The following is a 21,839-nucleotide window of genomic DNA, read 5'->3' as shown; positions in this document are numbered from 1 at the left end:
AGTTTTTAAATAATTTTTTTAAAAGAAAACTTTTTGATTTTGAGGGATCGGGTAACTTTTGGCGTATTATCATAAGTATATTCGGTGAATGTATAATTGCATATTAGTAGTCATGCGAACAAATCAAGACTTTTTGTAAGTTCTATGAAACAAAACAGGAAAGGAAATGAAAGAAACATTTAAGAAAGTGTTAAAAGCCGCTGCTATTGCTTCTTTATTAACAGGTGGTGTAATTGCGTCCACTAGTTCTATCTTTGCCGGTAAAGCTAATGCTGACCCTGTCGGTTTTGGTGGGAATGTAGATCCATCCTGTGCCGTTACTACAAATTTCACTAGCATTACAAACGCCTACACTAAAACTCTCTATACAGGCTCTGGTGGTGTTTCAAAGCTGGAGAAAAGTGACCAAGCCTCATTTAACTGCAACCTAGATCAACTTGATATAACAGCAGATGTCACCGTAACCCGACCTCCTGCGCCAACCCAAGCAACTCTTCTTCAAGGGGTGCATACTACTACACTTTCCAGTAATACTGCAAATACTGCTATATTTTCAGTATTGCCAGCATCATCGAACAGTTTAACTTTCGGTGCCATTGGTTGGAATCCAAGTACCGCAGGTGACATTACCATTACAGTTAAGTCTACTTGGAACCCAACCACTACTGGACAAGAATTGTTAGATGGGAATTATACTGCTGTTGTTGTTATTACCTTGGCACCTTCATAAACCGGCAAATGCTCAAGTAAATGTATCTTCCCTAGTTATCTCCACACAAACAAAACAAGGAACAGCTACAGGTTTTATTACCCTAATAAATGGAAGGATTTACCCCGGATTATTGAGCTGTTACTTTTAGAATCTATAGCACTCCTATTTGATTCTTGAACATTCAGGAATCAAACAGGATTCCTATAGTCCCAATGATTTATCACCCTACAAAAATAAAGAACTCTATTTGTTAGTTAAAAATGAAGGAAACGTGACTATTCGTTCTCAAGGTAGATGGGAATTAAAACAAGCCGGAAAACCAGGATTTCAAGGGCAAATTTCTAAGATTACTATTATTGCAGAAGGAACAAGAAATGTTCCCATCACTATTGAAAAAGACCAAACAAAAACGTTAATTCCAGCAGGAAATTATCAGCTTAAAGGAGAATTGTTTTGGGGAGATCCTCGAAATCCTACAAAAGTACCTTTTAGTTTACCAGTGACTATTCCATCAAGATGAAATTTCTACCTATCAACTGTGCAGGGCTTAAATCGGTAAGCTTAATTGTAGCAAACTCTAGTATGATCGGTGGGGTGATGACAATTTTCATCAGGTACTCACCAGTGAATGCTCAGGACTTTAACAATCTATATTTAACTGACAATTCTACTGTTTTAGAACCTAATCAAGCTCCTGCTGCTAGTAAAATACCATTATCAGGAAAATTTACGATTCTCCCGCTGGGAATTAATGTCGGTGGGAATAATGTAATTCCTTCCACCACAGTCAAGGGTTTAGAGAATGGCAAAGAAGCCATTGATTTTAACAACTGGCTAGTTCCTTTTGCTGATGTCATTAAAGCCTTAAAATTCAACGTCACCAAAAAAGATGATGGTCAATTAGAATTACGTTCTGTTGGTTTAATCATCAAGTTTGATCCAAGTCTATTAGTTAATGACCCTGATATCGGTCAAGCTATTTCTGTAGAACAGATTAAAAATATTTTAAATATTCCTGCTGAATTTAGTATAGCAGAATATGCTCTTGTTTTCAATCCATCATGGTTAACAAAAAATGTTAATGATAAACAATACCAAGAAAAAGAACAACCAGTCATCTTAGCAGGCTTACCTCAAATCAATCCTCCTTTTTTGAGCTTGACTGGTATTTCTCAACGAACAAATTTGAGTCAAACTCAGGGAACAAATTTTAGTAATAATAATTTAAATTACAACTCAGAATTTAAAACATTAGGAAGTGTTGTTGGGGGAAGCTTATTTTCAAGAATTCAACAAATTAATAGTAATGTAGGCAGCAACTGGCAAATAAACGAACTGCAATATTTTCATCCTAGTCCTTATACAGACTATCTTATCGGCACTCAAGCACCTTTTTGGGGACGATTTGATCGCAATCAAGGTGAGTATTTTGGCACTACAATAATTCAACGTTTAGGCTACACGCCAGCAAATAATTCTAGTTTTTCCTATGGAGGTGTTAATCCTCTAGACAAACTTAATACTAATGAAGTTTTACGAACCATAACGGGAAAAGCTGCTCCTGGAACTTTAGTACAATTAGTTACCCAAAATAGTAATTTGATAGTTGGGGAGCAACTTGTAGATAATTCAGCAAAATACCGCTTTGAAAATGTGGTGACAGCTAGTAATTCTTTGACAGGGAATGCAGAAAGTCAGAATTATAAACTTCTGCTTTATCCAGGAGGAAATTTGAGTGGTAAACCAGAAGAAATTCCTCTAAATTATCGCAATTTACAAGGTCAAATCAATAAAGGAAAATCAGCTTTTGTTATCAGCGCAGGTACACAAAGAAATCGCACAAATCAAAGCTTTTTCGGGAATCTTGGTGATTTTCAAGGTGGAGCTACTTATTATTTTGGACTTTCTAATGAAATTACTTTAGGTACTGGGGTAGTTTATGATGGTTCTACTCAACCATACAGCGAAATATTGTATCAACCAGTAAATTCTCCTCTAACCTTTAAACTTGGGGCATTAACTGGTAATAAAATTAGTTTTAACGCAGATATTAGCTACAGAACTAATAATTTTAGCTTAGGTTTTGGCGGTGATGAAAAATCTTATAATGCCAATTTATTTTGGGCTTTAAACCGAAAAGTTAGTTTATTTTCTAATTTGTATTCTAGTGGAACAAATAATCGCTTAGAAACCGGGTTTAACTTCAACTTACAACCAGTTTTTTTGAGTTTGAGCTATGATTATAAAAATGGTATTAATGGTGCTTTGAATGCTAGTTTAGATCCTTTTTTGATTGGCATTCGTAAATATAACCAAAATATTTCTTCTGAATTAATCTATAATCTTTCTGGCAGTCGGCTTTTTGGCTCTACAGGCAATGCAATTAGCCTAAAATATGATACCGATGATAAAAACTATTTAGGCAGCCTGAATTTGATTTATCGAACTCCTTGGAAAAGTAAAGATGGTAGGAGTTTATTAGACTTAGAATTTGGCTATGGTAATGGTTCTCAAGGTCATGGTATCATCACATCTGCTTCTACAACTCTAGTTCCTGGTTTAGGATTAAGATTAACTTATAGTGCAGTCAGTAATAATAGTTCTTCTTTAAGTCTCAATTTATTTACCAGTTTGTTATTACAACCTAGTATGAATTTCAGCGGTGACGAGACAAAATTAGAAAAGTTACGCACTCAAGGGGGAATCTTACTTCAACCATTTCTGGATAAAAATAATAATGGTCGTCATGATCATGGAGAAGATTTTTATACTGAAGATATAGAATCACTATTCTTAATTAATAATCAACCTTTGAATAAACTAGGTGTCTCTCGTCCAAAAAATGTCAGCAAAGGGGCATTATTTGAGCTTCCACCAGGTAATTATCGTTTGGATATAGATCCAGCGGGTTTTCCCCTTGGTTGGAAAGCTATCCAACCAGCCTATGCAGTTAAAGTTTCTCCTGGAAGTTATACGACTGTTTTAATACCTCTGATTCCAGCTTATGTTGTGACGGGAAGAGTGATAGATAAAGAAGGGAAAGCGATAACAGGAGTTAGTGTAGAATTTGTTTCTCGTAGTCATCCAGAAAAACGAGTTACTTCAGTAACTAACAGTGCTGGAATTTACTATTTAGAAGATTTAAATGTAAGCACTTATAATGTACTTATTGATGGTAAACTAGCCCAACCAAATACTTTAGAAATTAATACAAATTCTAAGACTTTCTTGGAATTAAATTTACAGCCATAACATCAAAATGAGGTGCGGAATTTTGGTTTATAAAGGATAAAAAATCTTTGCTACTTAACAATACCTTGTCCATTTTCTGTAGGTTGGGTTGAAGCATGAAACCCAACATGAGCGTCGGGTTGTGCTGTCGCCAGTAAAACTTGGCAATTATCAGGGTAAAAGGTGTTTAACCGGAGATAATATCACCTATTACCTATCCACCATTCCTGATTTTGGACAAGAGTATGCACTTGCCAATTAGGATCAGTTTGAGGGTAATCTAAACGGTAATGTCCACCCCGACTTTCGGTTCTAAAAACAGCACTTTTCAGAATTAATTCGGCAATATCTAATAAATTACGAGTTTCTGCCCAAAGCCGTAATTCCTTTTCAATTTGTGGCTGTTGAAAATTAACTGATTGTGTCGGTTTTAAACTCAATAATAATTGACTTAAAGGTAAAGCAGCAAAGTCTTCTTGCCAAGATGCAACTTGAGAAATGGCATTTTCTAAACTTAATTTTTCTCGACAAATACCTGCACTTTGCCAAACTACACGGGGTAAATTTTGGCGAATTTCTGCTAATTGTCTTTGTTGATTTTCCCACTCAATTAGAGATGGGTTAACTGCCAAACTTTCAGTTTCAATAATATTAGCAGATTCCTGTTTTCCCAGTTGCAATTTTTCATAGTCAACATTAGCCATTTGCGCCCCAAAGACAATACATTCCAACAACGAATTACTGGCTAAACGATTAGCACCATGTACTCCCGTACTGGCAGTTTCTCCAATGGCGTATAAACCGGGAATATTCGTGGCATTCATGACATCTGTGAGAATACCACCCATCCAATAATGGGCAGCAGGTGACACAGGAATGGGTTGAGTAAAGACATCAATGCCCCAATGTTGACAAACATTAATGATATTCGGGAAACGATGGCGAATTTTGTCAGCGGGAATGGGGCGCATATCTAACCAGACATTCGCTGTAGCCATATCAGCAGCCGTTTTTTGTAAATGACTGAAAATAGCCCGACTGACCACATCACGGGGTGCTAGTTCCCCTGCTGGGTGGTAATCAAAGGCAAAACGTCGCCCGGTGTCATCCACCAAATGCGCCCCTTCTCCACGCACAGCCTCACTAATCAGAAAACGCCCCGGTTTACTCAAGGCTGTGGGGTGAAACTGCACAAATTCTAAATCACGGAGAATTGCACCCGCCCGCCATGCAATAGCTACACCATCACCTGTACTCACCGCTGGATTAGTGGTTTGGGCAAATACTTGACCACCACCACCTGTAGCTAAAATCACTGCCCCGGCTCTAATCCAGGTAATTTTACCTTGATAAAAGAGGCTAGTTCCCAAACATTGACCGGTTTGGGGTTCTATCCATAAACTCAAAGCCAAGGCTTGCTGAATGACTTTGATATTCTCACGACGCAGGACTTGATCTGTGAGGGTGGTGGTAACTTCTCTACCAGTAGTATCGGCTGCATGAAGCACGCGAGGACGAGAATGGGCTGCTTCTAGGGTTAAAGCTAAGTTACTGTCATGACGATCAAAAGCTACGCCCAGGTCAACCAGGGACTGAATACAACTGGGGGCTTGTTCGGCTAGGAATTTGACAGCGGCGATATCACATAAACCAGCCCCTGCTTTTAATGTGTCTTCAATATGCAGTTTTGGCGAATCTTCTGGGGCTACAGCTGCGGCTATGCCACCTTGCGCCCAATCACTGGCAGAGAGTGAGACTGTTTCTTTAGTAATTAAGCCGACTCGTAAGGATGTGGGTAGACATAGGGCTGTATATAGTCCTGCTGCACCGGCACCGACTACTAAAACATCGAATTGGTTAGGAATATTTATATCGGGCAAGGTATAACTATGATTTTTGTGATTTGGATGATTTTTGGGATTTACAGCCAGGAATAGGGAACAAGGGCTAACTATGATTTTTGTGATTTGGATGATTTTTGGGATTTACAGCCCAAAATTTAAAATCTAAACTTCGGGTATGGGTAATTGGGAATATGTTTTCAATTCCCAGTCCCCAGTCCCCAGTCCCCAATCCCCAATCCTTAGTTATCTGTAGATACCGTTGTTAATGCGATCGTCGCCTTCGTTGAAGTTAGGCTCCAATTCTGTCACGGTGAAATTATCCAAGTTAGCTTGCAAACGTTCTTTTTGGCTATCGCTCAATCCTGGTAGATTTAATACATCTTCTACTTTTTCGTAGGGAGCATTAGCGATGATCTTTTTCGCCAATGTAGGATACAGTCCTGGATATTGTTGGAAAGCAGCGATATTGGTATTGTTCAAATCAATTTTCTTCCCAAACTCTGTTCCTAGTTTCTGATCTGCTCTATTTTGACGAGCGATCGCTAAAACTGGAACTTGATTTCCCAGAAAGCTATTGAAACTAACAGCTTGGGCTGTCTGGGTAGTTCCCAGTATTCCCCAGCAACCTAGCAACAATGTAAACACAGTAAATAAACGCACCAATCCTTTCACGATTTTTACCTCTTTTTTTCCAGGAATAATAAAATTTTGCAGCCAAAAGCTATGAACTGTAGGGCATAAGCCGGAATTTTAAGGGTGTTAGAGCAGTTTCTTTTCTAACTTGATCCTAGCTTCTTCATGGTTTAAGCTTGAGAGCTTGCACAACAGTCATCAAAAACTAATATACAGCGTATCAATATCCATAATATTTACGACTATTTGGTTTGATTTGACTTTTGCCAAAAATCTGACCTCATAGCACCTCTGCGCCCATTTTTCGGTGTTTACCTGAATTGATGGGAATTTCACGCCAGGACTGCTGCTAACAAGAAGAGACTGTCTACTAGAATTGTACTCAAAACCGCCCCCCCAAAGGCATACCAATGGGATTGCTTATGGAGTAAAGAGACTGTTCCTACTGTCATCAGCATCAGGGCAAGAATGACTGCCCAGCCTTCTCCCCAAGGGGTTTGGACTTGTGCTAGGGCATTCTGTAAGATTTGTGAAGCACCTGATGGATCTGTTCTCATAATTTGTCGCCAATAAGGCATTAAATCCACCAAATAAAAATAAATATCGGTTAAAACTGTTCCTAGTAAAGAACCCAGGTAAAACCAATTGCCAACCTTACCCCAATTTTTCGCTAAACACCACACAGCAAAAGGTAATCCTAATGCTTCTATTGGTATATGCCAGATTGGTTCATATCTTAACCAACCCCAATAAATCGCTCCTGTTAACCAAGTCCAGCTAAAGCCAAAGAGTAAATCTCCCCACAGGTAGGTTTGGGGACGTGACATTAATTTAATACTGAACCACACCCAAAAGCCTGTCAATAATACGCTAAGAATGGGAGAAGATCGCACCAATGGAGCTTCTATGAACACTGGTACTGATACTAAGAATACTGATGCTAAAAATATTAACCAATTTTGTCGGGAAGATAGAAAATTTGGTAAATGATGATTTTTCAGGCTGTGATTGATATCTACAGTGGGGTTAGTAGCTGTGTAGGCAGAGAATGTATGATTAATCAAAGTTTTTAATATTTGTTACTAAACTTTACTTATTTCACAATATCATAACTGAAAATCCCCCAGGGGGGCATCTTGATTATACATGATATTTATAGAGGTATGCACTCAATCGGCAAAGGAATATGACCATGACCTTGGCTAAGTTTTCAGAAGTGATCACTTTGGTGACTTGGTATTGATAAATGACCAGATTAATCAGAGAAATTGCGAATTTTGTGATTGAATTATAAGTTATTTGTATAGGATTCTAGTAAAAAAGGACTTTCTCAATTATTGAGGGTCTATTCTCAATAATAATGAGAATTTTATCAATAATCAAACGATTTTTGGTGATTTCAGCTAGGGGGCTTGACAGTGTTCCGAGTTTTTGCTATACTTATGTTAAAGTAGGGGAAGTGTGCGCCTATATATAAGGCTTTTATTTATCAAGATAATTATTTCCCATATATACTCCATCCATCTTGAAAACTTGGGTTTTCGCCATAGAAAAACTATAGGTTTCAACTTAGACGGGGTTTAAATTCCAGAACTAGGGAAATAAAAAAATCATATTTGTCTTCATAGCCAAAATACCAAGACGTTATCTTGTATCTTACGGTTTGCTGATAGCGTAGCGTAAGCCATAAAAGTTGTCTGTGAGGGCAGGGAACTCTTAACAGGGAACAGGAAACAGGGAACAGAAAAAACTCATGTTTAAAAACATGAGATTGAAATAATGATACTGTTTTTTTCCTGCTACGCATCTTGTAAAAACATCTCTTTTTTGACTGAAGATCTAAACTCTGAAACTTTAGTTTTTTAGGCTCTTGAGTACATAGGCGTAGCCATATTGAGGTATGAAATTCCCAAATTGAACCTTTAAAACTCAAACCTCAGTGCGTCTACTCTTCGAGATCACGAAGCGTGATTGCGCCTTTGCGTGAGACTAAAATTCATACCCTTAATCAGCAACGCCAGTACATAATATGCAAAATCTGAACAAAAAATCTCATAAAGCTTGCCATGTATAAGAAATGAGCCATATTTTGAATATTATGGCAAAATATTCCCTCTTTCCCCCGTTCCCTGTTCCCTGTTCCCTTTTTTTTGTAATATAAGAAATATTAAAATCAGGAATAATGCACACAGACACGATATTCTACCAAATCTTCCTCACTTTCCACACCCTATTATTTGAAATCCTGGGAGAACCTACAGAAAATGCCACAGATTATAAATTTACTTCTGTGGAAGTGAAAGAAAAAGCATTTCGATTTGATGGAATTTTCACAGCAGATAGTGTGAAGAAACCCATCTATTTTGTGGAAGTGCAATTTCAACAAAAACCAGATTTTTACTGGGAATTAATCGCCGAAATCAACATTTATCTCAATCAATTCAAACCTGTACAAGATTGGCAAGCCGTAGCTTTATTTCCGAAACGGAGTTTAGATGTGGGAGAATTGACTGCTTATCAACAAGAACTGATTAATAGTGGGAGAATTAAACGAATTTATTTAGATGAATTACCACCGGGTTCAATTGGTATGGGGTTAATTGAGTTAATTGTTAGTAAGGAAGCACAAGCACTGGAATTAGTTAAAACCCTTATGGCAAGAACTAAGACGGAGATTGATAATGACAGAGAAAAACAAGGTATTATAGAGTTGTTGGAGACTGTTTTATTGTCCAAATTTTCACAATTAAGCCGTCAGGAGATAGAAGCAATGTTTTTAGTGAGTGATATTAAGCAAACACGGGTATATCAAGAAGCAAAGCAGGAAGGGATACAGGAAGGCAGACAGGAAGGCAGACAGGAAGGCAGACAGGAAGGCAGACAGGAAGGCAGACAGGAAGGCAGACAGGAAGGTAAAAAAGATGCAGCAACAAACCTATTGCTAAGGATATTATCTAAACGGTTTGGAAAGCTGGAAGATAGTTATACTCAAAATATCAAAAGTTTGAACATAGAACAATTAGAAAGGCTAGGAGAAACATTATTAGATTTTACAGATATTAATGATTTGAAAATATGGTTAAAATCTGAGATAAACAAGTAATTTGGGTGCATGGTTTATTTAAGAGTTAAGTAGGTGAACACAATAAAACCAAACTGTGTAAAGAAACGTAAAATCGCTGAAAACTTCTTCACTCTTGCCTCTTGCCTTTTGCCTTGCCATAACGACAATTTTCAACGCCAACCTACTTACTGCGCTGATAAGATTTTGTCTAAACAGACTGACAACAACCAAGTAAAGTTGGATAGTTTGCTAGAATTACGCATTGATTTTGGGAGTTTTGTTAATGACAACAATCTTAGAAGTGAATAGTATAAATTTACTATCATGGCAACTGTTACAGGTAGGAGTACCGGAAGGGAATCTGATTCAGTTAATTTTTCAGGCTTTTATTTTGGGTATAGTTCAAGGGATTACAGAGTTTTTACCCATTAGCAGCACGGCTCATTTAGAGGTGTTTACCAAGGTTTTTCATTGGCAGGAATTGAGTTCAAAAGCTTTTCTGGCAACAATTCAATTTGGTAGTGTCATAGCGGTATTAATTTATTTTTGGACAGATATTAAACAGATATTAACTGGAGGTTTCAAGGCTTTTCAACAAAAAGACTGGGAACAGGAAGAATGGAAATTGTTAGTAGGCATAGCTATAGGAACTTTACCTGCTGTAATCGGCGGATTTGTCCTGAAAAAAGCATTAAATAGCGAAGATTCAGCTATTAACAGTATGACTTCTATTGCAATAGTATCAATTGTTATGTCGCTGTTATTAGGTGCATCGGAAAAACTGGGCAGTCATAAGCGAGATTTTAGCACCCTAACAATTCGTGATGGTTTGTTGATTGGGATCGGACAAATGATGGCTTTAGCCCCTGGTGCGTCTCGTTCGGGTTCAACTTTAACTACAGCCTTGTTTCTCGGCTTAGAAAGGCAAACAGCCGCTAGATTTTCTTTTCTTTTAGGTATTCCGACTTTAACACTTGCTACCGTGTATCAGTTTTTGAAGGAGGCATTGGGGAAAATTGACCTAGTTGTGGTAGGTGTAGGGACATTATCTGCGTTTGTTTTTTCTTATATCTCTATTGCTTGGCTGTTGCGTTATCTGCAAACCAAGAATACTTGGATATTTGTTTGGTATCGGTTGGCATTTGGAGCAACAATATTAAGTGCGATCGCTGCGGGAATGTTAAAAAATAGTTAGAGTAGTTGAAATCTGGAAAATAGGGGACAAGGGACTTCCAAATAAATTCCTTCTGTCCTCCAACCTTTCCTGACAACTGAGAACTGACAACTGACAACTGACTAATGACTACCATTCAACCTGCGAAAATTACCAAGGTGCTACCTGACTCAATTGCGGAGGAAATTGGCTTTACAGCCGGTGATGCGATTGTGGCTATTAATGGCACACAACCCCGTGATTTAATTGATTATCAATTTTTATGTGCTGATGAAATTCTCGAATTAGAAGTTTTAGATGCGACGGGGAAAACCCATCATGTCGAAATTGAAAAGGATTATGATGATGATTTAGGACTGGAATTTGCTACAGCTTTATTTGATGGGTTGATTCAGTGCAATAACCGTTGTCCCTTTTGCTTTATTGATCAACAACCACCAGGAAAACGAACTAGTTTATATTTAAAAGATGATGATTATCGCCTAAGCTTTTTATATGGTTCTTATCTAACTTTAACGAATTTAACCGCGAGAGAATGGCAAAGAATTGAACAAATGCGGTTATCACCTCTCTATGTTTCCGTGCATTCCACGGAACCAGATGTGAGAATTAGACTTTTAAAAAATAATCGTGCCGGGGAAATATTATCACAAATTAAATGGTTTCAAGAACGAAGATTGCAAATTCATGCTCAAGTTGTTGTCTGTCCTGGTATAAATGATGGTGAACATTTAGAGAGGACATTGCGGGATTTAACATCTTTTCATACTGGAGAATTACCAACGGTAGCATCAATAGCAGTTGTCCCGGTGGGTTTGACGCGGTTTCGTCCCCAGGAAGATGAACTCATACCTGTGACGCGGGAAAAAGCCCAAGAGGTAATCTATCAAGTTAAATTACTCTCCCAGGAATTTCGCCAAGAATATAATTCTAGTGTCGTCTGGTTAGCTGATGAATGGTTTTTAATTGCTGGGGAGGAATTACCTACTGAAGCTGAATATGAAGAATATCCGCAAATTGATAATGGTGTAGGTTCAATTCGCTTATTTATTAAACAGTTTACCCAAACTGCAACTGAGTTATTACCACCAAAAATTACCAATCAACGCAGATTAACTTGGGTTGTCGGTAATGCAGTGGAAACAGCATTTCAACCCTTGGTAGAACAGTTAAATACTGTCACGGGTTTAGAAGTGAATATGCGAGCTTTATCTAGCGATTATTGGGGACAAAGTATCAGTGTGACTGGTTTATTAACCGGACATGATTTACTTTTAAACTTAAAAGGGCAAGATTTAGGAGAGGGAATTTTATTACCTAGCGTCATGCTGAAGCATGGAGAATTGGTATTTTTAGATGATATGACGGTTGCAGAAGTATCTCAAAAATTAAATGTCAGTATTTTCCCTGTAGCGGGAGTTGAGGAATTAATCAATACTTGTCTTCAAGCGGACTAATAATTAACAAAATTCTTTCCTATCCTTAGCAACTAACAACTAAGTAGGTGAACACAATAAAACCAAACTGTGTAAAGAAACGTAAAATCGCTGAAAACTTCTTTACTCTTGCCTCTTGCCTTGCTATAACGATAATTTTCAACGCCAACCTACTTATACTAAACACGGTTAGGACATGGACTTTTACGAAATTACGAAAAACCTAGATTTGTAGGGGTTTAGCACTGCTAAACCCTTACCCACCGAATCAAATGAATAAGCCGTGTTGAGTATAACAACTGACAACTGACTAATGAATAAAAAGACAGTCGGATTCGTTATTTTAAATATTAACTTGTTCCTGTTTAATATCTGGGGAGTATTGCCTGTAAAAGCTATTAATGATTCTCCTGTATTCAGTGTAGTTAATAGCCAGAATAATCCTGAAGAATGGCAAAGAATTAGCAACCGCTTACAGAAGCTAAATGTGAAATATTGTGTGATTCCGCTGAGTCAAGTTAAAGATAAGACTGATTGGGGTAAACCATCGGTATTATTTTTGCCCAATGTAGAGGTATTGACAACGGAACAGGCGATCGCCTTAGATCAATGGGTAAGTCAAGGTGGATATTTAATAGCTAGTGGACCAGTGGGTAATTTATCCACACCAGGAGTTCGTCAATTATTACGAAAACTTCTAGGAGGTTATTGGGGATTTAGCTTCAACACCATTGAAAATTTGCAACCCACAAATACGAATATTCCTGATTGGATAAATCAAAAAGAATTATTTGGTGCAATTCGAGGTGGTGTGATTATTCCTAATAATTCTACTAGTCAAACTCCTGTAAGTTGGGACTCCCAAGATCATCCACCAGCAATATTAACAACTGAAAAATCTACCTTATTAGGTTGGTATTGGGGAAAAGATACATCTGTAGGATTAGACATTGCTTGGTTAAAAGCATCCTTAAATCGTTATTTAAGATTACCAGTTAATAGCAAAAGTAAACTTACAAATCCTGCTTCAAACTGTCAGCCAACAATAGCTACTGAACCCACGCAACCGCAAATTCTAGAAAAATTACCGATTGTTTCCGAATCCCCACCTCCTAAAAAAATTCCCAAAAAACCCATTGCTACCTCCAAGTTAAAACCCACCAAAAAAATCTTCAAAAAAAGCACCCTTACCTCCCAATCCAAACCTCTTAAAAAAACCACTATTAATTCTCATGTAAAACCTGCTAAAAAGATTGCTAAAAAAACCACAGTTATTTCCCGGCTAAAACCTGCTACAAAAATAACTGTTACTTCCCAATTACAACCAAATCCAAAAAATACAGGATCATTAGTAGTTTCTAAAATTACTAATGAAAATTTTATTGATCCAATTAATCAACTAGAAGAAAATGTCCGCTTAGATGTTATACCTAATTCTAATCAGCCGATTGATCAAAAAGAAGGTATAGCCCTGCAAAAAGAATTAGAAAATCTGATTGGTAGATTAGAAAGTACCCATATAGCAGCATTAGCTTATAATTCTGCCAAAAATATCAACAATAGTGGCACTAATTCCCCACTGGAAAAAGCAGAATCAATCAAAACAGCATCTTCCCACCCAGAAACATCAGCATCAAACTTAGCAGAAACATTAGTACAAGCGAGAGAAACAGTTAAAAGTATCCCCTTATTAATTCAACAAAAAAACTATGTAACAGTTAGACAGAAATGGTTACAAGCTAAAGCAAATCTATGGCAGCAATTTCCCGTCAATCAACGATTAGCACAACCAGAAATTCGGGCAATGTGGTTAGATAGAGGCACTATTGTCAAAGCCGGCAATGAAGTCGAATTAGCCAAAATTTTTGATAAACTAGCAAAAGCCGGAATTAATACCATTTTTTTGGAAACCGTCAATGCCAGTTATCCCATTTATCCTAGTCAGGTAGCACCTCAACAAAACCCCCTGATTCGTGACTGGGACCCCCTAGAGAGTGCGGTGAAACTAGCTCATGCACGGGGAATGGAATTGCACGCTTGGGTGTGGGTATTCGCCGCTGGAAATAACCGTCATAATGAAATTATTAATGTTAGTCCTGATTATTTGGGACCAGTATTAGCCGCAAATCCCGATTGGGCTAATTATGACAATCGAGGTAATATTATTCCCATTGGTCAAACTAAACCTTTTTTAGATCCAGCTAATCCCCAGGTAAGAGAATATTTAACTAAATTATATACCGAAATTGTTACTCGCTATCAAGTAGATGGTATTCATTTGGATTATATTCGTTATCCTTTTCAAGACTCTCTTGTTGGTCGTAGCTATGGTTATGGTAAAGCTGCAAGGGAGCAATTTAAACAGCAGACTGGTATTGACCCCTTGGATATTTCTCCCAGTCAACGGGATTTGTGGCAACAATGGACAGCATTCCGCACCCAAAAGGTGGATAGCTTTGTGGCTGAATTATCACAGACCTTGCGACAAAAACGAAACACCCTGATTTTGTCAGTAGCTGTTTTTCCCTTACCAGAATATGAACGCGTAGAAAAAATTCAGCAACATTGGGAAGTATGGGCAAGAAGAGGAGATATAGATTTAATTGTGCCGATGACCTATGCTTTGGATACACCTCGGTTTCAAGGATTAGCTCAACCGTGGATTACTTCTACAAAATTAGGTGCTACCCTATTAGTTCCAGGAATCCGTCTGAAGTCATTACCAACTATGGGTGCATTTGATCAATTGCAACTTTTGCGAGACTTGCCAGTGAACGGTTATGCGTTGTTTGCAGCGGAAAATTTTCATCCTGAACTAGAACAAATATTTAATAGTACCCAAGGAATTAAAAACGAACCGATACCCCAGCGTCAACCTTTTCGCACGGCGGCGTTTCGTTATGCAGCTTTGCAGAGAGAATGGCGCGTGGTGGAAAAAAATAGTCAGTTACATAAGTCTGCAATCACCAATGCTGAGTTTGAGAAATTAGATCAGGAGTTAAAAGATGCGTTGAATCAACTGGCATCTGTACCGTCTGCTCTTAATTTAATTACAGCCAGAAAAGCCCTCAACCAGGTTCAATTGCAATTTTCACAGATACCGGGGAAAAATCAAGCCAATCTCTATCAAGTTAAAGTTTGGGAAAACCGTCTTCTGGCTATTGAACGACTCATCCGTTTTGGCGAAAGAAGATTAAATATGCGTCAAAGGAATGGTATTTAAGCTAAAACCATCCTTCTTGTTCTAGGGTTTCGATTAATTGTAAACCACGAGGATCTCCTACGCCCAGTAGTGAGGCTTTGGTGTCTGCTCTCACTCCTAAGTCTTTATCTTCGGCAAAAGCTTGGATTAATGCGTCTATAGCTGTGGCATAGACGACGTTAGATGGTAGTTCTTTACAAAGCTGGCCAATTGTCCAAGCGGAGTTACTTCGTACAGCGGCGATGGGGTCTGTAACTAAGGCTTCAATTAGGGCGGGAATTGCGCCGACGATGGCTTCATAACCTACTTCTGTCATCTGTGCTAGGGCGCTGGCTGCCCAGAGACGGACGGCGGGAATATCGGTTCTCAGGGCATTAGTGAGGGGTGCTAAGGAACGGCGATCGCGGCAATTACCTAAAGCCCAGACTATGCCTTTGCGAACATAACCATTAAAATCGCGGTTGAGTTGCATAATTAATGGTTCTACGGCTTCTTTGGCTGGGTTACGTCCGATACCATAAGCAGCACTAACTCGCACTAGGGGACAATTATCTGTTAAAAGATGGATAAGATGAGGTGTTGCTCGTTCATCTTGAATATCACAAAAAGCACGCGCTGCTAACATCCGTTGTTGAGGCTGGGTGTTTTCTAAGAGTACCAGCATTAATTCCGCATCAGGTTTTTCCACTTCTGACTCATCAGTAAGTGGTTCTATTTTATCTAATGGGCTTTCTAGCTCAACTTCAGCATCGAGTAGGCTTAATTCGTATTCGTCGTACATAATTATTCAACTGTAACCTGTTCCCTGTTCCCTAATTAGAGTGATTTTACCATCCAGAGGGATTGTTCTTGATAACCAAGTTGATGATAAAGATTTAATGCGGGTGTGTTGGAGAGAAATACTTGTAGTCCGATTTGGCGATAGCTGGGCTTGCCGGAGACATCGCGTTTTTGTGTAGCCCAATTTTCTACATAAGCCATTAATCCTTTACCAATGCCTTTGCGCCTATATTCTGGGATGACGTACAGGAGAAAGATGTGCGGATGGCGATCGCCACTAACCTGATCTATAGCATTCCCCACCCATAAACAAGCTACGGGTGATTGGTAATCGGTGATTGGTAATTGGTGAAGAATTTCCTCCCCCACCGCCCCTACCTCCCCTACCTCCCCCACCGCCCCTACCTCCCCCACCGCCCCTACCTCTTTATAGACCCACCATAGGGGGGTATCACGACAGAAGTATTGCTCAACTGTATGTGCTAAGTGGGAAAAGTCTTGATCAGGGAATTGTTCTTGGTAAGTGCGCTGCATGAACTTGACCAAGAGGGCTTTATCGAGGGTAGAACCTTGGCGAAGAGAATAGCCGGGAATGAAATTCAAAATAGACTTATGCCTCAATTACCTAATGATCATGCCAATGGGAGCGGGAGCTACCATATCCGAGGGTAAAAAGATGCGAGCGCTGACTGCTACCAAAGCCAGGGTAAATATCAACACTGCAATCAAAGGGGCAATATATTGACGAAAAATAGCCATGTTTTTGTTTATGAATAAATAGCAACAGTATTAATTCTAGCGAATTCTCAACAATAAATTAGCCAACTTGCACTAAGCAAAATGAATTTGTCTTTTTCTGCCCTAATATTAAGGCTGATCCTGGTCTAATTCATTTAAGACTTTTTCACAGTACCAATTTTCGGGCATTCCCGGAACGTTTTGTTTGGCTTGTTCAATTAGTCTTTCCGCTGCCGCTACGTCCCCAGATAATCTAGCGATGAGGCGATTTTTGAGGTAGTTGCCGGTCACTTCTTCATCTGGTTGGTTGGGGATGCTGGGATTGAGTGCTTGCAGGGGTTCGCGTCGCAGTTGCCAAAATAGGACGTAATAAAGTGTCCCAAAAATTAGGATCAGGCTGATAGTTCCCAGGAGTGTGAGGAAACTAAAAGCCAGATTTTGCAGAACTAATTGTGAGAGGACATAGCCCAGTAATAGACCTGTAACTATTAGAACGAATGTACCGACAAGAATAACTACTTGTGTTCCCATATATCTTCTTCTTGTAGTCCTGGTCTGGTGGTTGCCAATACCTTGGGATGCCAAGGGGCAACAATAGGTAATAGTAGCAAACCAGGTAACGCCGCCACAAGAGAAAGTAAGAAAAATGTCGGCCAACCTGTAGCTTTTGCCCAACTTCCTGCGGGTGCGGAAAGTACGTCTCGACTAATGGCCATGAGGCTGGAGAATAACGCAAACTGGGTGGTTGTGAATCGGTGGTTACAGAGACTCATTAAAAAGGCGACTGTAGCGACTGTGACTAATCCAGCCGAGAAGTTTTCGATGTTTACGGCGATGACTAGTAGGGAATAATCTTTTTTATTAGCCACAGCTAGGGCATAATAACCTAAGTTACTCAATAATTGCAGCCCCCCAAATACCCACAAACTGCGATTTAAGTTAATTTTGGTCATGATCACACCCCCAGCTAATACGCCGACGGTGGTGGCAATAAATCCCATTCCGGCTTGGATTGCGCCGATTTCGGTTTTGGTAAAGTCTATTTCCCGTAAAAATAGGTTGGCTGTAATCCCAACCAGGGAATCACCTAGTTTATAGAGGAGAATAAAACTGAGTGTTAAGCTGGCTTGTTTGATGCCAAAGCGGTGAAAAAATTCTTTGAAAGGTAGGAAAATAGCTGTTTGTAAGTTTTCAGGTGGACTATCTTCGCTAACTTCATTTAGGAGGGAGTTTGGTAATAATACGGATGTCGTTATCCAAGCCACTAATAATCCTGCTAATAACCAATAAAATACAGGTTGGGGAATGAAGCCGACAAAAACGCCAGCTATTAACCCTGCTACTAGTAACGTGATCATGACTATAAAAATCACGTCTTTGCCAGAAATGGGGGCTAGTTGTGTTTTATTTTGTAGTTTGTGTTCTGCGGGCGACCACAAAGTAGTAAATATACTTCCCGCCATAATCACTGCCATGAGCAAATATACTACATTCCAAGGTAGATAATCTGCTAACACTAAGGCGAGGGAACTGGTAATAAATAGGGCGATCCGGTAGCCTAATACCCACACAGATGCCCCTGGCTGCGCCTCTAGGGGGTTTAAAATGTCGGTACGGTAGGCATCACCAGCGATGTCCTGGGTGGCGCTGAGGAAGGTAATAATCAGGCAATTGATGGCGAGGATTTGTAATACTTGTTCGCTTTGGGCTGGTTGTTGAAGGGCAAGGGCAGCGATCGCTAATACTAACCCAATTTGGGTAATAATTAACCACCCTCTTCTGCCACCTAGCAATGGTGGTGTAAATCTATCTAATAGGGGCGACCACAGGAATTTTAAGGAATAAGGTAAACTTAATAACCCAAATAAGGTGATTTTGGCAATATCAACTTTGGCATCTTGCATCCATAGTTGTAGGGTTCTACTGGTCAGGAATAGTGGTAAACCTGATGCAAAACCTAGTAATAATAAAGCACCCATTTTCTGGCTTTGGAATGCCTGTCGGAGTGCTTGAATTTCTTTCATAGAGAATCTTGCCATGTTGGCACAAGAAGTGCAAAATCAGGATTTTACTTTCTTTGTGGCTAGTTCAATTAAATCTTCAATTTTCTTAATATTCTGATCTCCGGCTAAGTAACCAATACCGCGATGCAAATGTAAGCGAAATTGCGTAATTAGGGTTTCTCTATCTGTATCTAAGCCGTCGTTGTAGCAGCGTTGTTTGAGGGCTAAAAGTAAAATATCGGACATTTCTCCCCCAAAAACCCGCCATGTCATTTCGACGTTGCTATCTTGGGGGATAGGTACGGGGGAAGGTGCGGCGGCTTCTGCAAGGGAACGACAAAACGCCCACCGGCATAATATGTTCCATTGTTCGATTTTGGTGCTGCGTTTGAGTTTTAGGAGTTGTTCTTTGGCTGTTTGGGAGAGTTTGATTCTTTCTATTGGTGATTCCATTTTGGTAATTGGTGATTGGTGATTGGTGATTGGTGATTGGTGAGGAAAACCTATTTGTTACTATTTCCAGTTCCCAATGAGTTTAAGTAAGCATTTAATTTGGGTGAAAGTTCCTCTATTAACGGTTTGAGAATATTTACTTGTTCAACTGTTAATAATTTACGAACATAAGCAAGTCGCATCCAATGAATTGTTTCATTTAGAGAACCTCTAGCAATTTTAATAAAGCGTTTATTGTCTTGAATATTGTAACGTCCTCTACCTTCTGCTATATTTGCTCCAATGCTATCTGCTGAACGAACAATCTGCTTACCAATAGTATCTTTAGCAAAATTATCCCATCCCATAACTACTTTCCAAATTTCATTTGCTAATTTTTCTGATAACTTATAAACTTGTAACTCTTCAAAATCCGGTCTTCCCATAAATTTTATTTCAACCAATTACCAATCACCAATCACCAATCACCAATTACCAATCACCAATCACCAATCACCAATCACCAATCACCAATCACCAAAAATAACCGGGTTTGATTGTGGTTTCTCTTTTGTTGGAGTTATATTGGAGTAGGTATTCGCGGGCTATGGCTTCGGTTTCTTGCAGGTTTTGATATTCTTTTTTGCCGATTTCGGTGTCGGTGGAAAGGAGGATTACTTGATGGCTGGCTGAGGGAAAGTATCTTTCTACTAGGTTGTTTCGGTGGGAGGAGTCTAGTCTTCCTAATGGGGTGTCTATGGCTATGGGTAAGCGTCTTCCTGATACTTTGGCTAATCCCCACAAAAATGCGATCGCTAATAGTTGTTTTTCACCGGCGGAAAGCCGATGTTTGGGGACTTGTTTTCCGTTTAAATCATATAATGATAAGCCGAAGGTTTTACTATCAATAGCTATGCGATGTACTAAGTCTGATTTGTGTAATAAATATAGAAAACAGTTTTTGACTTCTTCTTCTAATTTATTTAATTTTCTCAAAGTCAATCTTTCTCGAAATACTTTTAATGTTTGTTGAACTTTTAATGCAGAATCAATAATATGTTCACTATTTTGATATTTGATATTTTGTACAGTATATTCATTTAGTTCTTGTCTCAATTTTTTGGTTTCTGTATCTAATTCTATCAGTTTTTGAGTCATTATGTCTGACTGAGATTTAATTTTATTAAATTCAGTTTGTGCTTCTTTTACTGCTTTTTGTAGTTTTGTATATTCTTCGGGTGCAGCCGCAGTTTGTACTTGTCTTTCTAAGGTGAGGATTTCTTCTTCATAATTAGTTAATTCATCTAATTGCTTTTGGGCGTTATTTTGGGAAACTTGTAAACGATAGGTTATATTGTCAAGTAAACTTAAACTTTCTTCATCTCCATTTAACCAAGTATTTTCTGTGGATAAGTTATTAGTATATAAGTTATTGATATCTTCAGCTAAAAAAGATTGAATATTAGTAACTTTATTATTTTCTAGATTTAATTGTTGTAGCCAATTCAATAATCTTTCATCTCTAGCAATTAAGACATCTTTCGCTAATTGAATTTGTTGAGTTTTCAGTTCTTTTTCTCCCTGTCTTTGCACTTGAGATAATAAAGGACTAATTAAGGCTAAAGGTAAAACATCAGCAGCTAGTTCACACAAAGATTCACGAACGTTATTAGCAACTTTAATTTTCTCTTCCTTTTGTTGTTCTAACTGACTACGTTCAGCAGCAATTTTACCACCTTCATTCACAAATCTATCTAAAGCCTCTTCATGAACTTTTTCTAATTCTGTAACTTCAATATTTAGATTTGCGAGTTTTATCTGATTGTTTTCATATTCTGCCTGTTTTTCCTGAAGTCGGGTTTCAATTTCTGCTAATTTTTCTAAATCTTTTGTATCTGCAAATTCTCGTTTTTTGCGATTTACTAATATCTCTAAATCAATTGCCAATTTATCAGCTAATTCTAAACCCAAAAGTCCGTTAATAGCATCTACAACTATGGGCGGGGGTATTTCCTGTTCTGCAAGTTCTTTAACTTGTTCACCGTCAAAGAGAAATAAATTAGAAATGCCTAAAGGCAAAATATTTTCTATATATTCATCCCAAATATTTACTAATGAATCAATTGGCCATGTTTCATCATCTCCTAATATTCCTAAATGGTCTTTTCCGTCTTTGGGATTTTTTTCCCAAGTCCGCACAACCCGATATTTTATAGGTCTATCTTCTTCAATATGTTCAAAAACTAATTCAATTCTAGTCTTTTCTGTAGGGGTACTTTTACTATTTACACATTGGGTTAAAAAATCACTATAACTCAGATTTCCCCTGGTTGAACATTGGGCGCGTTGTCCATATAATGCGAGGCGAATGGCATCCATAAGGGTGGTTTTTCCGCCGCCGTTCATTCCCCCTAATAAAATAATTGGGCGGGTGTTGTCTTCGTCAATTTGGGGGTTGAGGTTGATGATTTGTTTACCAGCATAAGGACCGAAGTTTTGCAGGACTAATTCTAGGAAGATCATGGGTTTTTGGGTTGGGTATTCTAGTTTTTTTAAACGAACCACAGAGGCACAGAGGACACAGAGAAAG

Annotated in this window: 18 protein-coding genes; 7 read left to right on the top strand and 11 right to left on the bottom strand. The window is 38.6% G+C overall.

The features are described 5' to 3' along the window. Nucleotides 1–166 precede the first annotated feature (166 nt). The 3 genes from AA650_RS20510 (at nucleotide 167) to AA650_RS20500 (ending at nucleotide 3,964) form a co-directional block, all read left to right on the top strand. Nucleotides 167–730 carry a hypothetical protein gene (locus AA650_RS20510; RefSeq protein ID WP_053540447.1) on the top strand — a complete coding sequence of 188 codons (564 nt, stop codon included), beginning with the start codon at nucleotides 167–169 and terminating at the stop codon, nucleotides 728–730. Nucleotides 731–878: 148 nt separating this feature from the next. Next, the gene (locus tag AA650_RS28250; RefSeq protein WP_053540446.1) at nucleotides 879–1,232 is read left to right on the top strand and encodes a hypothetical protein; all 354 of its coding nucleotides are present in this window, start codon (nucleotides 879–881) and stop codon (nucleotides 1,230–1,232) included. Nucleotides 1,233–1,336: 104 nt separating this feature from the next. Further along, nucleotides 1,337–3,964, top strand: a complete 2,628-nt coding sequence (locus tag AA650_RS20500; protein WP_234413233.1) for a carboxypeptidase-like regulatory domain-containing protein — start codon at nucleotides 1,337–1,339, stop codon at nucleotides 3,962–3,964. A 182-nt stretch (nucleotides 3,965–4,146) separates the two neighbouring features. Here the strand turns inward: AA650_RS20500 and nadB are convergent, their stop codons facing one another. From nadB to AA650_RS20485, 3 genes are all read right to left on the bottom strand, one after another. Further along, entirely contained in the window at nucleotides 4,147–5,823 is a 1,677-nt protein-coding gene (gene nadB / locus AA650_RS20495) for an L-aspartate oxidase (RefSeq protein ID WP_053540444.1), read from the bottom strand. Between the two features lie 207 nt (nucleotides 5,824–6,030). Then, nucleotides 6,031–6,459, bottom strand: coding sequence for a photosystem II complex extrinsic protein PsbU (gene psbU, locus AA650_RS20490; RefSeq protein ID WP_053540443.1), 429 nt, complete (start codon nucleotides 6,457–6,459; stop codon nucleotides 6,031–6,033). 293 nt (nucleotides 6,460–6,752) lie between these two features. Beyond that, entirely contained in the window at nucleotides 6,753–7,433 is a 681-nt protein-coding gene (locus tag AA650_RS20485) for a DUF3120 domain-containing protein (RefSeq protein WP_442853967.1), read from the bottom strand. Between the two features lie 1,169 nt (nucleotides 7,434–8,602). Between AA650_RS20485 and AA650_RS20480 the strand changes: the two genes are divergently transcribed. From AA650_RS20480 to AA650_RS20465, 4 genes are all read left to right on the top strand, one after another. Further along, nucleotides 8,603–9,523, top strand: a complete 921-nt coding sequence (locus tag AA650_RS20480) for an Rpn family recombination-promoting nuclease/putative transposase (RefSeq protein WP_053540442.1) — start codon at nucleotides 8,603–8,605, stop codon at nucleotides 9,521–9,523. Between the two features lie 244 nt (nucleotides 9,524–9,767). After that, nucleotides 9,768–10,679: an undecaprenyl-diphosphate phosphatase gene (locus AA650_RS20475; RefSeq protein ID WP_027404576.1), complete on the top strand. Its 912-nt coding sequence runs from the start codon at nucleotides 9,768–9,770 to the stop codon at nucleotides 10,677–10,679. A gap of 104 nt (nucleotides 10,680–10,783) precedes the next feature. Then, nucleotides 10,784–12,115, top strand: a complete 1,332-nt coding sequence (locus AA650_RS20470) for a TIGR03279 family radical SAM protein (protein ID WP_039204619.1) — start codon at nucleotides 10,784–10,786, stop codon at nucleotides 12,113–12,115. Nucleotides 12,116–12,407: 292 nt separating this feature from the next. Beyond that, the gene (locus AA650_RS20465; protein ID WP_053540441.1) at nucleotides 12,408–15,317 is read left to right on the top strand and encodes a family 10 glycosylhydrolase; all 2,910 of its coding nucleotides are present in this window, start codon (nucleotides 12,408–12,410) and stop codon (nucleotides 15,315–15,317) included. A gap of 1 nt (nucleotide 15,318) precedes the next feature. Here the strand turns inward: AA650_RS20465 and AA650_RS20460 are convergent, their stop codons facing one another. From AA650_RS20460 to dndD, 8 genes are all read right to left on the bottom strand, one after another. Next, on the bottom strand, nucleotides 15,319–16,077 hold the full coding sequence (locus tag AA650_RS20460) for a HEAT repeat domain-containing protein (RefSeq protein ID WP_039204618.1): 759 nt from the start codon (nucleotides 16,075–16,077) through the stop codon (nucleotides 15,319–15,321). 35 nt (nucleotides 16,078–16,112) lie between these two features. Beyond that, nucleotides 16,113–16,679 carry a GNAT family N-acetyltransferase gene (locus AA650_RS20455; protein ID WP_053540440.1) on the bottom strand — a complete coding sequence of 189 codons (567 nt, stop codon included), beginning with the start codon at nucleotides 16,677–16,679 and terminating at the stop codon, nucleotides 16,113–16,115. Between the two features lie 18 nt (nucleotides 16,680–16,697). Next, entirely contained in the window at nucleotides 16,698–16,835 is a 138-nt protein-coding gene (locus tag AA650_RS28245; RefSeq protein WP_168466401.1) for a hypothetical protein, read from the bottom strand. Nucleotides 16,836–16,943: 108 nt separating this feature from the next. Beyond that, a complete protein-coding gene (locus tag AA650_RS20450; RefSeq protein WP_053540439.1) occupies nucleotides 16,944–17,345 on the bottom strand; it encodes a hypothetical protein in 402 nt (133 codons plus the stop codon). Further along, nucleotides 17,330–18,838 carry an AmpG family muropeptide MFS transporter gene (locus tag AA650_RS20445; protein WP_053540438.1) on the bottom strand — a complete coding sequence of 503 codons (1,509 nt, stop codon included), beginning with the start codon at nucleotides 18,836–18,838 and terminating at the stop codon, nucleotides 17,330–17,332. The genes AA650_RS20450 and AA650_RS20445 overlap by 16 nt, the downstream gene beginning before the upstream one ends. Nucleotides 18,839–18,874: 36 nt before the next feature. Next, entirely contained in the window at nucleotides 18,875–19,270 is a 396-nt protein-coding gene (gene dndE / locus AA650_RS20440; RefSeq protein WP_053540437.1) for a DNA sulfur modification protein DndE, read from the bottom strand. 50 nt (nucleotides 19,271–19,320) lie between these two features. After that, nucleotides 19,321–19,695 (bottom strand): four helix bundle protein, encoded by a 375-nt coding sequence (locus AA650_RS20435; protein WP_053540436.1) that lies wholly within the window; start codon nucleotides 19,693–19,695, stop codon nucleotides 19,321–19,323. An 88-nt stretch (nucleotides 19,696–19,783) separates the two neighbouring features. Continuing rightward, nucleotides 19,784–21,772, bottom strand: coding sequence for a DNA sulfur modification protein DndD (dndD, locus tag AA650_RS20430; RefSeq protein WP_053541360.1), 1,989 nt, complete (start codon nucleotides 21,770–21,772; stop codon nucleotides 19,784–19,786). Nucleotides 21,773–21,839 lie beyond the last annotated feature (67 nt).

Origin of the sequence: Anabaena sp. WA102 (genome assembly GCF_001277295.1) — a bacterium.
Classification (GTDB): domain Bacteria; phylum Cyanobacteriota; class Cyanobacteriia; order Cyanobacteriales; family Nostocaceae; genus Dolichospermum; species Dolichospermum heterosporum.
The sequence above is the reverse complement of the archived record's forward strand: the minus strand, read 5'-3'. Positions and strand labels throughout refer to the sequence as shown.

Bases quoted from the DNA above. Each gene is read 5' to 3' on its own strand.
- AA650_RS20510 (WP_053540447.1), top strand. From the start codon at position 167: ATGAAAGAAACATTTAAGAAAGTGTTAAAAGCCGCTGCTATTGCTTCT.
- AA650_RS20480 (WP_053540442.1), top strand. From the start codon at position 8,603: ATGCACACAGACACGATATTCTACCAAATCTTCCTCACTTTCCACACC.
- AA650_RS20475 (WP_027404576.1), top strand. From the start codon at position 9,768: ATGACAACAATCTTAGAAGTGAATAGTATAAATTTACTATCATGGCAA.
- AA650_RS20470 (WP_039204619.1), top strand. From the start codon at position 10,784: ATGACTACCATTCAACCTGCGAAAATTACCAAGGTGCTACCTGACTCA.
- AA650_RS20465 (WP_053540441.1), top strand. From the start codon at position 12,408: ATGAATAAAAAGACAGTCGGATTCGTTATTTTAAATATTAACTTGTTC.
- AA650_RS20460 (WP_039204618.1), bottom strand. From the start codon at position 16,077: ATGTACGACGAATACGAATTAAGCCTACTCGATGCTGAAGTTGAGCTA.
- AA650_RS28245 (WP_168466401.1), bottom strand. From the start codon at position 16,835: ATGGCTATTTTTCGTCAATATATTGCCCCTTTGATTGCAGTGTTGATA.
- AA650_RS20450 (WP_053540439.1), bottom strand. From the start codon at position 17,345: ATGGGAACACAAGTAGTTATTCTTGTCGGTACATTCGTTCTAATAGTT.
- AA650_RS20445 (WP_053540438.1), bottom strand. From the start codon at position 18,838: ATGAAAGAAATTCAAGCACTCCGACAGGCATTCCAAAGCCAGAAAATG.
- dndE (WP_053540437.1), bottom strand. From the start codon at position 19,270: ATGGAATCACCAATAGAAAGAATCAAACTCTCCCAAACAGCCAAAGAA.
- AA650_RS20435 (WP_053540436.1), bottom strand. From the start codon at position 19,695: ATGGGAAGACCGGATTTTGAAGAGTTACAAGTTTATAAGTTATCAGAA.
- dndD (WP_053541360.1), bottom strand. From the start codon at position 21,772: ATGATCTTCCTAGAATTAGTCCTGCAAAACTTCGGTCCTTATGCTGGT.